At 70.0% G+C, this 12,136-nt stretch carries 14 protein-coding genes; 7 read left to right on the top strand and 7 right to left on the bottom strand.

Annotation, left to right across the window (positions count from 1 at the left end; translation table 11 throughout):
* The first annotated feature begins 565 nt into the window (after window positions 1-565).
* The 3 genes from ACWD3I_RS36875 (at window position 566) to ACWD3I_RS36865 (ending at window position 2,372) form a co-directional block, all read left to right on the top strand.
* Entirely contained in the window at window positions 566-709 is a 144-nt protein-coding gene (locus ACWD3I_RS36875) for a hypothetical protein (protein WP_365396807.1), read from the top strand.
* Between the two features lie 269 nt (window positions 710-978).
* Window positions 979-1,905 carry a hypothetical protein gene (locus tag ACWD3I_RS36870; protein WP_365396810.1) on the top strand — a complete coding sequence of 309 codons (927 nt, stop codon included), beginning with the start codon at window positions 979-981 and terminating at the stop codon, window positions 1,903-1,905.
* A 323-nt stretch (window positions 1,906-2,228) separates the two neighbouring features.
* Window positions 2,229-2,372, top strand: coding sequence for a hypothetical protein (locus ACWD3I_RS36865; RefSeq protein ID WP_365396813.1), 144 nt, complete (start codon window positions 2,229-2,231; stop codon window positions 2,370-2,372).
* A gap of 32 nt (window positions 2,373-2,404) precedes the next feature.
* Here ACWD3I_RS36865 and ACWD3I_RS36860 read toward each other — a convergent pair whose 3' ends face one another.
* Window positions 2,405-3,388, bottom strand: a complete 984-nt coding sequence (locus ACWD3I_RS36860) for an NADPH:quinone reductase (RefSeq protein WP_365396816.1) — start codon at window positions 3,386-3,388, stop codon at window positions 2,405-2,407.
* 20 nt (window positions 3,389-3,408) lie between these two features.
* The gene (locus tag ACWD3I_RS36855) at window positions 3,409-3,987 is read right to left on the bottom strand and encodes a PadR family transcriptional regulator (protein ID WP_365396819.1); all 579 of its coding nucleotides are present in this window, start codon (window positions 3,985-3,987) and stop codon (window positions 3,409-3,411) included.
* A 127-nt stretch (window positions 3,988-4,114) separates the two neighbouring features.
* Here ACWD3I_RS36855 and ACWD3I_RS36850 point away from each other — a divergent pair, with 127 nt between their 5' ends.
* The 3 genes from ACWD3I_RS36850 (at window position 4,115) to ACWD3I_RS36840 (ending at window position 6,096) form a co-directional block, all read left to right on the top strand.
* Window positions 4,115-4,507, top strand: coding sequence for an ester cyclase (locus ACWD3I_RS36850; protein ID WP_365396822.1), 393 nt, complete (start codon window positions 4,115-4,117; stop codon window positions 4,505-4,507).
* A gap of 312 nt (window positions 4,508-4,819) precedes the next feature.
* Window positions 4,820-5,152: a hypothetical protein gene (locus tag ACWD3I_RS36845; RefSeq protein ID WP_365396825.1), complete on the top strand. Its 333-nt coding sequence runs from the start codon at window positions 4,820-4,822 to the stop codon at window positions 5,150-5,152.
* Between the two features lie 764 nt (window positions 5,153-5,916).
* On the top strand, window positions 5,917-6,096 hold the full coding sequence (locus ACWD3I_RS36840) for a hypothetical protein (protein ID WP_365396828.1): 180 nt from the start codon (window positions 5,917-5,919) through the stop codon (window positions 6,094-6,096).
* Window positions 6,097-6,276: 180 nt separating this feature from the next.
* On the opposite strand, the gene ACWD3I_RS36835 is transcribed toward ACWD3I_RS36840, so the two are convergent.
* Window positions 6,277-6,855: a hypothetical protein gene (locus tag ACWD3I_RS36835; protein WP_365396831.1), complete on the bottom strand. Its 579-nt coding sequence runs from the start codon at window positions 6,853-6,855 to the stop codon at window positions 6,277-6,279.
* Window positions 6,856-7,272: 417 nt separating this feature from the next.
* Between ACWD3I_RS36835 and ACWD3I_RS36830 the strand changes: the two genes are divergently transcribed.
* Window positions 7,273-7,962, top strand: coding sequence for a sigma-70 family RNA polymerase sigma factor (locus ACWD3I_RS36830; protein WP_365396834.1), 690 nt, complete (start codon window positions 7,273-7,275; stop codon window positions 7,960-7,962).
* Here ACWD3I_RS36830 and ACWD3I_RS36825 read toward each other — a convergent pair.
* From ACWD3I_RS36825 to ACWD3I_RS36810, 4 genes are all read right to left on the bottom strand, one after another.
* On the bottom strand, window positions 7,945-8,112 hold the full coding sequence (locus tag ACWD3I_RS36825) for a hypothetical protein (RefSeq protein WP_365396837.1): 168 nt from the start codon (window positions 8,110-8,112) through the stop codon (window positions 7,945-7,947). The two genes, ACWD3I_RS36830 and ACWD3I_RS36825, sit on opposite strands and share 18 nt — an antisense overlap.
* 129 nt (window positions 8,113-8,241) lie before the next feature.
* Window positions 8,242-8,988 carry an SDR family oxidoreductase gene (locus tag ACWD3I_RS36820; RefSeq protein ID WP_365396840.1) on the bottom strand — a complete coding sequence of 249 codons (747 nt, stop codon included), beginning with the start codon at window positions 8,986-8,988 and terminating at the stop codon, window positions 8,242-8,244.
* A 106-nt stretch (window positions 8,989-9,094) separates the two neighbouring features.
* Window positions 9,095-10,795, bottom strand: coding sequence for an FAD-binding protein (locus tag ACWD3I_RS36815; protein WP_365396895.1), 1,701 nt, complete (start codon window positions 10,793-10,795; stop codon window positions 9,095-9,097).
* 103 nt (window positions 10,796-10,898) lie between these two features.
* Entirely contained in the window at window positions 10,899-12,122 is a 1,224-nt protein-coding gene (locus ACWD3I_RS36810) for an NAD(P)/FAD-dependent oxidoreductase (protein WP_365396843.1), read from the bottom strand.
* Window positions 12,123-12,136 lie beyond the last annotated feature (14 nt).

Genomic DNA, 12,136 nt, shown 5'->3' with positions numbered 1-12,136 from the left:
ATGACCCATGCCCCGCAGAGCCGTACTCGGCACCGCACTGGGCGGCGTGGCAGCCGCGGCCCTGCCCGGGACGGCCCACGCCGAACAGCCCCCACGGTTCGAGCAGCCCGACGTGACGGCTTGGCCGCCGTGCAGGAAGGCCGCCCCTGGAAACTCCGCGACACCATGACCACCGACCGCGCCTGGGAAGGCTTCCTCCGCGGTCAGGACCTGCTCTGGAGCAAAGTGCCCACCCTCTGGTACGCGGGCCCGTTCCTCGGGGACGGCCTGCTCGGCACCATGGTCTACCAGGAGCCGAACACACAGCACATCCGCTTCACCGTCCAGCACGGCCGCGTCCAGGACCACCGGCCCGAGTTCGGCAGCGGCTGGGGCACCGCCCGCCTGCCGGTCGGCCACCTCACCCTCGAACCGGTCGGCACCATCACCGCCGTCGACTGGCGACTGAGCCTGTGGAACGCCGAACTCACCGGAACGGTCACCACGACAAGTCGCGGCGCTACGCCTGCTCACCGCCCTGTCCCAGACCTGCCTGACGAAGAAGTCGCACCGCGCCGACGCGGCCGTGGCCCGCTGCACCCGCAACCGGCCCGCCGAGGACGGGATCGAGATCTCCCTTCCCTACGCCGACTACTACCTCCTGGAAGGCATTCTGCGCGTCCTGCGGCCGCAGGACATCGACCGCGCCATCGACCTGTCCACGCTCTGAGCACGGCACTAGGTTGGCTGGAGCACGGAGCAGAAGAGTCCGAGCCCGCTCCCTGCACCGGGGGCGGCTGACGGAAGGGGGCCGGAGTGATGCGGAAACTGAACGGACGACTGCGCGCATGGCTGCTCGTGCTGATGCTGCTCGCCGGCGGACTGGCGGCGCTGGCACCGGTGAGCCACGGCCCGTGATGTCCGTCCGGTCGCCACGGGGACCGACGCCGGGGAGCTGAGCGGTCGGGGTGCCGAGAGGCTGTCGATATCCTCGCGGGCGTGATCTACGAGGGAACGGCGGGCATGGCCGAGGGCGCCCCGACGACAGCTCGGCTGGGGGAGGTGCTGAACCGTGCCGGGCACGTCGTGATCGTCGAGGGCCCGCGTGACGCGGTCGACCGCGCCGACGTGGCACGGACCGTGGTCAGCGGCGCCGAGATCGCCGACCTGGCCCGGCTGTTGGCCGTCGTGGACGGCGGCACGGGCGATCGGTGCCGGTGCATGGGCTGGCCGACGATCATGGTGTACGACGTGAACGGCGAGCTGATCGCCTGTTGGGTGCTGCACCACCAGTCCGGTCTCCGCGGGCTCGGCGACTGCGACGCCGACCTGCGGGACGGACCGGCACTCACCGAGTGGCTCGCGGAGCGAGGTCTGACCCGATCGCGGGAGGTCCAGTCGGAGCTGGCCGCACAAGAGGCCGAAGCCGACCGGCGTCGGACGCGCTGGATCCGGGCCGCGCCCGCCGGGCTGTCCGACGCGGCCGCGGACGTGGCACAGCCACCGGGGCGCGACCACATGGCCTGGTCGCGCCGGCTTCAAGAGGCCAAGGACCGGCTCGCCGCTCTCAGCCGACAGCGCTACCCCGACGGGATCGAGCGGATCCGTGTCCTCCTGGCCTGGGCCGGAATTCCCTCCGGGGAGTCCACCGGAGGCCTTCAGTGGTACGACATGGCCGTGCAGGAGCAGCTCCTGGGCGAGGATCCCGCCCTCGTCCTCGCAGCGGCGGCCACGCGGCCGTCGAGCCCGGACCGGCTCGACGGAGCGGCCGAACTCTTCGGCTCCACCAAGTGGACCCAAGCGCACGGGAGGGGACTGCCCAAACCGCTGAGGTCGATCCTGAGCGAGCACATCCGGGCAGACGGCACCGAAGCCATGAGGTTCCGGATGAGCCACGGCTACTACGGGGCCAAACCAACCGTGTGAAAGGTGCCTTCGGTCGGACCGACGCCCGGGACGGAGCCCGCCCGGCCGGCAGCCGAGACGGGCCCGCGGCCGTCGCAGGGCTTCCTGTACGGCGGGGTTGCCGTCGTAGCGCTCCGGGACAGCCACTGGAGGTCCGCGTCGCGGCTGCTCTCGCCCGCTTCATCGGCGATCAGTTGCAGCACGGCCCCCGGCACAGCAACACGGCCGGGTGCAGATGCCTCTTGCCCGGTCACAGCCCTGGACGTCCGCGCAAACGCCTCGGCCTCGCCGACACCTTGAGACACCACGGTCTGCCTGCCCGCGCTGCACGGAACACCGCCATGATGGACGCCTTGGTAGACCTGTCGCCCATGGTCATCGCCGACCTGCTCGGCATCCACCCCAAGACAGCCGAACACTGGGCCACCCTCCCCGGCGGGAACTGGTCCGATTACTTGGCAGCGCGACGGGCCGACCCACAGGGCTAGGTAGTTGAGCAGGGCGGTGTTCCGAGTCTGCGCTATCGGGGGATGGTGAGCAGGACGCGGCCGTGGCCACCGCCGGCGTCGACGTGGTCGTGGGCCTTGGCGATGTCGTCCAGCGGGTGACGGTCGCCGACGGCGACGGTGAGGGCGCCGACGGCGGCGGCGGAGGTGAGGTCGCGCGCGGCCTGGCGCTTGGCCTCGGCGGGGAAGTCGTCGCTGCCGAGCAGCCGCAGGGTGACGTTGTTGAACAGCAGCGGCCAGAAGGGGATCTCGGTGCGGTCCGAGCGGGTGGCGTAGGCGGCGATGACGGCGTTGTCGGCGGCGACGGCGTTGTCGAGATCGGCGTTGTCGGACAGCGCGACCTCGATGATCCGGTCGACGCCCCGCGGCGCGTACGCGCGGATGGCAGCGGCGGGCTCGCCGGTGTCCAGGGCGACGGCGTGGGAGACGACGGCCGGGTCGACGTGGTCGAGGTCCGCGGTGCGGCGGACGGTGGCGATCACGGTGGCGCCGGCCCAGTGGGCGAGCTGGGCGGCCAGGGAGCCGACGCCGCCGAGAACTCCGTGGACCAGGACCAGTCGGCCGTCGACCGGGCCATCGGCGAAGACGGTGCGGTGGGCGGTGATGCCGGGGATCCCGAGGCTCGCCCCCAGCTCGTCACCGAGGTGGTCGGGCAGAGGTACGGCTTGGTGGTCGGGTACGACGGTGTACTGGGCGGCGGTGCCGAAGGGGCGGTAGGACTGGGCGCCGTATACCCAGACCCGCTGTCCGACGAGGCGGGCGTCGACTTGGGCGCCCACGGCGTCGATGACTCCGGCGGCGTCGCTGTGCGGGATCACCCGCGGGAAGGGCATGGACGAGCCGAGCCAGCCGCGCCGTTTCTTGGTGTCGCCGGGGTTGACGCCCGAGACGGTGACGCGGACGCGGACCTCGCCGGGGCCGGGGACGGGATCAGGGAGTTCGCCGACGTGCAGGACATCGGCGGCGGGTCCCTGGGCGTCGTACCAGGAAGCAAGCATGGGGGTCCCTCCGTGGGTGGTCAGCCTGCGGGAGCGGCGGGCGCGTGCGGATCGCTGTCGGTGCCTGCGGTGTCGGACACGGGCGGGTCCTCCCCGAGGGTCTCGCGCAGCCAGGTCCGTTCGGCACGGCTGGTGGCGCGGGCGGTGAGCAGCATGCCCCGCCGGTAGGGGTCGGTGATCTCCTCGGCACGCAGGGGCCGTGCGTTGTCGTAGAAGAAGCTCGCCGGCTCTTCCAGGAACTCCAGCCGTCTGCGCAGCACCGCGTGCTGTTCGGCCACGTCGGGCAGGTGGGAGAGAAAGGCCAGGACGGCGTAGAACCGGGTGAAGTCGGTGATCTCGTGGTCGGCGGGCTTGCGCAGGCGCTGAAGCATGTCGGCCCGCCCGGCCGGGGTCAGGCTGAGCACGTACCGGGCCGCCCCCGCGGCCGGATCGGCGCGCCGCTCGATCCAGCCCGCCCTGGTCAGACGATTGATCGCCGGATACAGGCTGCCGTCACTGACCGGCCGCGTATAGCCGGTCAGCTGTGAGACGCGGCGGCGCAGCTCGTGTCCAGGCAGGGGTCCCTCGGCGAGGAAGCCGAGTATCGCGAGTTCCAGCATGAGCCCATCTTCGCACGAGAACATCGAATCGATGTGAACATCGATTCGATGTTACGCTCGCGAGGTACCCGCCCAAACTTCTCTGGAGAGGCACAGCAAGATGCCATCGCAGTCCACCGAGTCAGTGATGCACCGCTTCGTCGAGTTCATCAACACGGGCAACGAGGACCTCGCGCGCGAGGTCATTTCTCCGGACGCGGTGTTCCACGCTCCAAGCCACCCGGAACCACTGCGGGGGCCCGATGGGTACCTGGAAGTCATCGGAATGATGCGCAGCGCCTTCCCCGACGTCCAGTGGACGCTGGAGGAGACGGTCACCGAAGGCGACACCGTGGCCGCGCGGTTCACCATGCGGGGAACCCACGACGGTGAGTTCTTCGGGGTCCCGGCGAGCGGCAACAAGATCTCGGTGCAGGCCATGAACTTCTACTACCTGGCCGGCGGCCGGATCGTCGGCGAACGGGGCCAGCCCGATCTCCTCGAGGTGATGCAGCAGATCGGTGCCGTACCGGCGCCGTGAACCTCGTAGCCCCGGATGAGCCTTCTGCCGCGCGGGATTGCCGCTGCCGGGAGGGGGCCGTACGGCGCGGTGACAGAGGGGGGAAGGCTCGCACCGGAGCGCGGGCGGCCGGCGCGGCGCCCGTTGCGGCGAGAGCTTGACACCTTGTCACCGCTGACGTGACCGAGCCGGGTACGGAACTGCTCGCTCTACGGCGAATACGGCAACCCTCGAATACGTCAGGCGCCGGTCGGCCGGATCGTGGACCACCAGGTGACTGCGGGACGGACCGTCCGGTTCGGTCACACCGTACCCGCAGGAGTGCAGCCGGCCGTGGTGCCCGATCTCCTCCAGCACACGGCTGCGGGTGGCGTCCGTGCCGCCCAGGACCCGCGCCCCGGTCACGGTCCGCGCCGGCGGGGCCGCCTACTCGGCCGCCCGTTCCAGACTGCCGGCTCCTGGTACTTCGGGGACGGAGACGACCAGAAAGCCGCTGGGCGCGGCGCGGCGCGGGAGCAGGCGTGTGCGACCGTTGCCCTCCTGAGCGTGGCGGCGGGAGTGGTCTGCTCGGCCGCGGGTGTGCGCAAGGACCCGTACGGTGGGGAGTTCGACGAGACGGCCCGGTCGAGGACCGTACGCGGCACCGGTCGGCCGCTCTCGCGGTGATGCCCCGCCGCGTGCAGCGGCAAGAGGGTGAGCGGTCCCGTGGGTACCCACCACAGCCGTTGCGCCGTGTGACCTGCGGTTACGCCGTCGATTCCGAGCACGTCGAGGACCGGGTCCGCCACGGTGTCCCAGAGTCGGCGCAGGACCAGATCGAGGACGTCCTGGCGGTCGGGATCCTCCAGGAAGTCACGCACCGGTCCGTGAATCCCCGCAGGGCGGTGAGGAACGCCTCGACGTGTTGCCGGACACCGTCGAGGGTCAGCTCCGGCAGCGGCACCACGCGCAGCCCGCCCCAGGTGGAGCAGCAGGGCGTCGCAGCGGAAGCGGCTCACGTAGACCACCACGACGGGACCGGCGTCCGCCTGCGCCAACAGGACCGACACCGGAGGCGGTTGAAGGAAATGCCGGAAGCCCGGCCGGGTGGTGCGGATCTCGGTGAGCAGGTCGCGCCACTGTCCGGCGAGGACGTGCCGGGTGTCCGCGGCGGTGGCAGGCCCGCAAGCGCATCTCCCTCGCCCCGCCCCGGCGCCCCACGTGGATGGGGGACCGGCTCACGGCCGTCGACCACCGGGTGTTCGACGCCTACCGGATCGAGCTGTCCTCCGCATGGCCGCGTCTGCTGCTGCCCCAGATACCTCGGACGGACCTGACGACGGCGCGGGACGCCTTCAGCTCCGCCGCGCGTCGCGCCGGCCGGGCCCTGCTGTGTCCCGCCGTGGTCCCGTGGTGGTGGCCCCGCGGCGCTGGTCGCGGCGGTGACATCGGTGAGCGCCTGGCGCGGCGGCCGGGACGCGGCGCACACGTTCGCCGAACTCGTCGAGGCAGCGGTCGACCTGCACGCACGCAGGCTCGCCACCGCGCTCGGTGTCAGCAACGGGAGAAGCGCGCGGCTGACGCACGACGCGGGCCGGGAGATCACCCGCCTGCTGCGAAAGAAGACGTGACCGATCCTCCGGCGTCGACACCTAGATCACAGTGTTGTGTGACAGCTTCCGGCGCACAGGGAAAACATTGGTAGAATCGACACAGTGTTGCGGGCGCCGCACACTCCCCCGATGAGTGGCGCCCGGGACCATGCTCAGCCGCCCGCCCAAGCACCCAGGCCCGGCGCGCGCAACGTGGAGTCAGGAAGCCTGCGCGCGGTACAGGCCTCGCCCGGCCCGGCGGACACGGGACGTGCCGACGAGACGGTCGAGCGTGCTGCGGACCGCGTTGATGCTCCCGCTGTCGGAGTCACGTCCGAGAGCCGCCGCGACATCACGGGCCCGCACATCGACATCACCGACCGAGGCGAAGTACTCCATGATCTGCTCGGTGAGCTGGCCGTACTGCTTCTGCCCGTCAGGGTCGACGGCGTCGGCAGCGGGACGTCCCGCGCTCTTGCCACTCCGCGCCTTGCGAGCCTTCGGCGCCGCGGACGGCGTCGCGGCAGGTGTTGTGGTGTCCGGAGTCCCCGGCGAGGAAACGGCTGCGGCCTCCTGCGGGGCGGCCGCAACCGCAGCCTGACCGCGCTTCCCGGCCGCCGGATCACGCATCAGCGACGCAAAGGTGCTCAGAGTGCGCTGCACGGACGCGAGGTGCGCCACGACCGCGGCCAATTCCCTTTCCAGCGCCTGCTTCTGAAGCTCCAGCCGGGCCAGTTCCGCTTGCAGCCCCTCGGCCGTGACCTCGATGTCATGTGCCACGTGGGTTACGGAGACCATGTGTTCCTCTCATCCTCACCCTCTGCGCCGCGCCCCGGCTCACCTGCGGTGCCGCTTGGTCCGGACGCGGGTACGGGTACCCTCCGACATCATAGGCAGTAGCCCAAGCGGAACCAATGATTGCCACTGTTCGCGGCTGACGCAATGGGTGTGGATGCGGTATACGCACACTGGCTTCGAGGACTGAGGCCTCGGTCAGGAAGTCGCCCGAGCCGCACCGGGACCGCGTACATCGCGGGGAGAGCGACGAACGCCTGTTTTTTGTGCGGGGCCGTGCGGCGGGCGGGCCCGGGACCCACCAGGGGGCACCACGAAGTCACCTACGGACTTCCAAGGGCGCGATGGGGCGCCTTGGAGAGCGACGTTGGCCGTGGGCCGCCGTTCGGGCTGCCGACCCTCGGAGCGGAGGAGCCGGTCGTGAACATTCATCTGGTCGACGTCGAGCGTGGTCGGGATACGGCGAGCACCGCGGTCCGGTCGGCGACGGGGGAAATGGACGGAGCGACGTCGGTCTTCATCGACGCCAGGCCCGGACTGCTCAGGATCGCCCGGCAGATCCTCGGCAACACGAGCGACGCCGAAGACGTCCTCCAGGAGACATGGCTCCGATGGCTGGGGACGGACCGCACCGTGGTCGGGAGCCCACGGGCGCTGCTCAGGACGACGACCGTGCGCCTGGCCATCAACGTGGTGCAGTCCGCCTGGCGGCGCCGCGAGTCGTGCAGCAGCCCCTGGCTTCTGGACCTGGCCGACGGCCACGCGAGCCCGGAGTCGGTGGCCGAGCGGCAGGACGCCGTGGAGCGAGCGGTCCTGCTGCTGATGGAGACCCTCACACCCACACAGCGTGCCGCCTACCTGCTGCGCGAGGGGTTCGGCCACCCGTACGTCCGGATCTCCGAGCTGCTGGGCCTGAGCGTCGCCAACACCAGGCAGCAGGTGTCACGCGCCCAGCAGCGACTGGCTGCCGACCGCCGGCGGCAGCCGGTGGATGCGGTCGCGCACCGCAGGCTCGTCCAGGCGTTCTTCGGGGCGGCCCGATCCGGTGACGTCGAACGCTTGGAGAGGATTCTCGCCACGGACGCCGGTCGGCTACCCGCAGGTCGCTGACAGGGCGGCGGTGACCGCCTGCATGCGTTCCTTGACGTCCGCGAGTTCCCGGCGGATCGCGTGCATACGAGTTTCCAGCTCCGCCGCTTCCGCGGTCAGAGATACGACGGCGGTCGCGATATCGGTGGGGCAATCAGTGGCTTGATTCATCGTTTCGCTTCCCTCAGGAATTCTCCTGATGCGAAATTCCGCCGGTCATGGAAACCGGAATCCGGATCCATTCCCCGCTGCCGGAGACAACAGGTGGCCCCCGTCGCCGACGGGGGCCACCTGCGGCGGCTACTTCTGCTGCGCGAGCCAGTCGGCGAAGCGGGTTTCGGCGATGGTCGCGTCGGGGCCCGGAAGAAGCGTGTCCTCCTGCAACTCGGCGCCCCAGTACGTCGCCTGCGGGTCCGTGACGATCTTGCGGGGGTCGTCGTGGACGGCCAGGCCCATGCGGATGAACTCCTCGAGCTCGAACGCCTCGGGACCGGCCACCTCGACCACGCCGTTGACCGGGGAACCGACCGCGGTACGGCCGACGGCCGCGGCCACGTCGTCGGAGACGATCGGCTGGATCTTCGCGGCGGGCAGACGCACGGTGTCGCCCTCGGTCACCCCGTCCGCGAGCCCCTTCGCGAACTCGAAGAACTGCGTGGCATGGACGATGGAGTAGGCCATGCCGGACGCCTTGATCAGCTCTTCCTGGGCCAGCTTGGCTCGGAAGTAGCCGCTCCCCTGAAGCCGCTCGGTCCCGACCACGGACAGCGCGACGTGGTGTGTCACACCGGCCTCGGCCTCCGCCTTGAGGACGTTGGTCGTGGAGGTGCGGAAGAAGTCCATGACGGCCTCGTCCTCGAAGGAGGGCGAGTTGGACACGTCCACGACGACCGACGCACCCTTGAGAACCTCGGCCAGGCCCTCGCCCGTCAGGGTGTTGACACCGGTGTTGGGCGCCGCCGCGACCGCCTCGTGGCCGTGCTCGTCGAGCTTGGCCACCAGCTTCGAGCCGATGAGCCCGGTGCCACCGATCACTACGACCTTCATAACGGATTCCTCTCGTGGGTTCACATCGTCCCATTCGGTCTGCACTAGAAGAGACCGGGCAGCACCGCTCTGTGTGACAGCGGGCCCGAAAGAATCGAGAAGATTCTCATTCGGCGAGCTTTCCCTCGGTCGACACCTCTTCCATCAGAGAGGAGATCTCGTCAGGAACTGCCGGAATGCTCTCGCGGGTGACACCGGTCGTCGGCGACCACACGAGATTGACCTGCAGAGCGGGATCCAGGTCGGGATGGTCGCTGCGGTTGTGACAGCCGCGCGTCTCACGACGCTCCAGCGCCGATTCGAGAGTGGCCCGGGCGGCCAGGGCGGCGGACCGCAGATCGAAGGCGTGCGCGAGGTCCTGGAAACCGGCGATGTCCGGATGTACGCCGACGTCCTGCATCCGCTTCTCGATCACCGAGAGCTCGGCGAGTCCCGCGCGCAGTCCCTCCTCGTCACGGACCACACCGGCATGCTCGGTCATCGTGTTGCGGATGGCCCGCTGCAGTGCACGGACGTTCTCCGGGCCGTCCGCGGCGAGAAGGCCGTCCACCTCGGCACGGGCCCGGGCGATGGCCGACGCCGACCGCGACTGTGCGGTCAGCGACTGCGAGTAGGCGGCAGCAGCCTGCCCGGTGATTCGGCCGAAGACCAGCAGCTCGATGAGACTGTTCCCGCCGAGACGATTGGCACCGTGCAGCCCGCTCGACGCCTCACCGATGGCATACAGGCCCCGCACGTCGGTGCTGTGGTCCTCCGGACGCACCCACACCCCGCCCATCGAGTAGTGCGCGGTGGGCGCGATCTCGATCGGTTCCCGGGTGATGTCCAGCATCTGCAGCTCGAGCAGCGTCTGGTAGACACGGGGCAGCCGCGTCATGATCGTCTGCCGTGGCAGATGGGAGACGTCGAGCCACACGCCTCCGTCGGGCGTCCCCCGCCCCTCCTTGATCTCGGTGTACGAGGCCAGGGCCACGCGGTCGCGGGTGGACAGCTCCATCCGGTCGGCGTCGTAGCGGGCCATGAACCGCTCCCCGACCGCATTGCGCAGCACGCCGCCCTCACCCCGGGCGGCTTCGCTGACCAGCGTGCCGGCCGCGTTCTCCGGCTCGATGATGCCGGACGGATGGAACTGCACCAGCTCGGCGTCGCGCAGCCGGGCACCGGCATCCACGGCCAGACGGAAGGAGTCGCCCGTGTTCTCGTCGCGCCGCGAGGAGGTCCGCCGCCAGATACGCGTGTGGCCGCCCGCGGCCAGAATGACGGCGTCCGCGTGGATCAGGTAACGCCGGCCGCTCGTGAGATCGAAGCCGTAGGCGCCGAAGACCGCACCGTCGTGCACCAGAAGCCGAGTGATGTAGACGCCGTCGAGCACCGCTATCCTCAGCTGCTCCGCACGCCTGATCAGCGTGCGCTGGATCTCCAGCCCGGTGTAGTCGCCGGCGAAGGCGGTGCGCCGGAACTTGTGCGCGCCGAAGAACCGTTGGGAGATCCGCCCGTCCTCCTCCCGGGCGAAGGCCATGCCAAAGCGCTCCAGGTCGTCGATGCCCCGGGCCGCCCCCTGGGTGACGATCTCGACGGTGCGCGGGTCGGCCAGCAGATAGCTCTCCTTGAGCGTGTCGGCGGCGTGCTGCTGCCAGCTGTCCTCGGGATCCATGGTGGACAGGGCGGCGTTGATCCCTCCGGCGGCGAGCGCCGTGTGGGCGTCCTCCTTGGCGCGCTTGCCGACCGCGAGGACGTCGACACCGGCTTCGGCCAGTTCGATCGCCGCTCGCAGCCCGGCTCCGCCGGTGCCGATCACCAGCACCATGGTGGAAAGATGTTGTTCGGTGAGAGCCACGGTCTTCTCCGATCGCCAAGGGTGTCACTCAATACGACCGGACCATCGGGGTTTCTGTGACACCGTTCCGGCATCAGGGCAGGACGCGGTCCAGGGGCACGTCCGGGTCGGACAGGAGTGCGTCGTCGAGGTCCGCCCCCGAGACGATGAGGTCCCGGATCGGATCGATCACGTCCCACACGTTGACGCTCATCCCCGCCAGCACCCGGCTTCCCGCCATCCAGAACGCGATGAACTGTCGCTTTGCCGGCTCACCGCGGAAGACGACACGGTCGTAGCCACCGGGTTCGACGTGTCCCGTGTACTCCATTCCGAGGTCGTACTGATCCGTGTAGAAGTACGGCAACCGGTCGTAGACGGCGTCCTCGCCGAGCATGCCGAGCGCCGCCACACGCGGCTGGTTGAGCGCGTTGGCCCAGTGTTCGACGCGCAGATGCCGGCCGAGCAGCGGGTGGTAGGCGTTGGCGACGTCACCCGCGGCGTAGACATCCTCGACGGAAGTGTGCAGGTGGGCGTCGGTCACGATGCCGTTGCGCACGTCCACGCCGGCCTCCTGGGCGAGTTCGACGTTGGGGGTGATGCCCACCCCGACGACCACCGCGTCCGCCTCCAGATGCCGGCCGTCGCGCAGACGGACTCCGCTCACCCGGCCGTCCGTTCCGGTGAGGGCCTCGACCTGTACGTCGGGCAGCAGTTGGACGCCGTGCTCGACATGGAGGGCGGCGAACACCTCGGCGGCCTCCCGGCCCAGCACCTTCAGCAGGGGCAGCTCGGAGTGCACGAGCACCGTCACGTCGGCACCGGCCGTGCGCGCGGCAGCGGCCGTCTCCAGACCGATCCACCCGGCACCGATCACGACGATCTTCGCACCTGCGGTGAAGGCGGACTTGAGCCGTTCACTGTCGCCCACCCGGCGCAGGTACAGGACGTTGTCGAGGTCCGCCCCCGGAACCGACAGCCGACGCGGCGACGAACCGGTGGCCAGCAGGAGTTTGGTGTAGGAAACCCGATGGCCGTCGTCCAGCTCCACCTGCCGCGCCCGCACGTCGACCGCACGCGCTCTCGTCCCCAGCAGCAGCTCGACCTCGTGCTCGCGATACCAGTCGTCCGGGTGCACGAAGATCGAATCGCGCTCCTCCTTGCCGAGTAGGTACCCCTTGGACAGCGGCGGCCGGATGTAGGGTTTCTCCCGCTCGTCGCCGATGATGACGAGCGGGCCGCTGTGGCCCCGCTCGCGCAATGCCTCTGCCGCCTTGCCCGCGGCGAGACCGCCACCGATGATCACGAATGCGTTCACAGTGTTCCTCGTCT

It is taken from the genome of Streptomyces sp. NPDC002817 (assembly GCF_053592055.1).
This window is presented reverse-complemented; position numbering and strand designations above follow the sequence as displayed.

What these genes read in the sequence shown, in the direction of transcription:
- ACWD3I_RS36865 (WP_365396813.1), top strand. Translation starts at nt 2,229, where the DNA reads ATGGACGCCTTGGTAGACCTGTCGCCCATGGTCATCGCCGACCTGCTC.
- ACWD3I_RS36815 (WP_365396895.1), bottom strand. Translation starts at nt 10,795, where the DNA reads ATGGTGCTGGTGATCGGCACCGGCGGAGCCGGGCTGCGAGCGGCGATC.
- ACWD3I_RS36860 (WP_365396816.1), bottom strand. Translation starts at nt 3,388, where the DNA reads ATGCTTGCTTCCTGGTACGACGCCCAGGGACCCGCCGCCGATGTCCTG.
- ACWD3I_RS36855 (WP_365396819.1), bottom strand. Translation starts at nt 3,987, where the DNA reads ATGCTGGAACTCGCGATACTCGGCTTCCTCGCCGAGGGACCCCTGCCT.
- ACWD3I_RS36825 (WP_365396837.1), bottom strand. Translation starts at nt 8,112, where the DNA reads ATGAATCAAGCCACTGATTGCCCCACCGATATCGCGACCGCCGTCGTA.
- ACWD3I_RS36835 (WP_365396831.1), bottom strand. Translation starts at nt 6,855, where the DNA reads ATGGTCTCCGTAACCCACGTGGCACATGACATCGAGGTCACGGCCGAG.
- ACWD3I_RS36820 (WP_365396840.1), bottom strand. Translation starts at nt 8,988, where the DNA reads ATGAAGGTCGTAGTGATCGGTGGCACCGGGCTCATCGGCTCGAAGCTG.
- ACWD3I_RS36850 (WP_365396822.1), top strand. Translation starts at nt 4,115, where the DNA reads ATGCACCGCTTCGTCGAGTTCATCAACACGGGCAACGAGGACCTCGCG.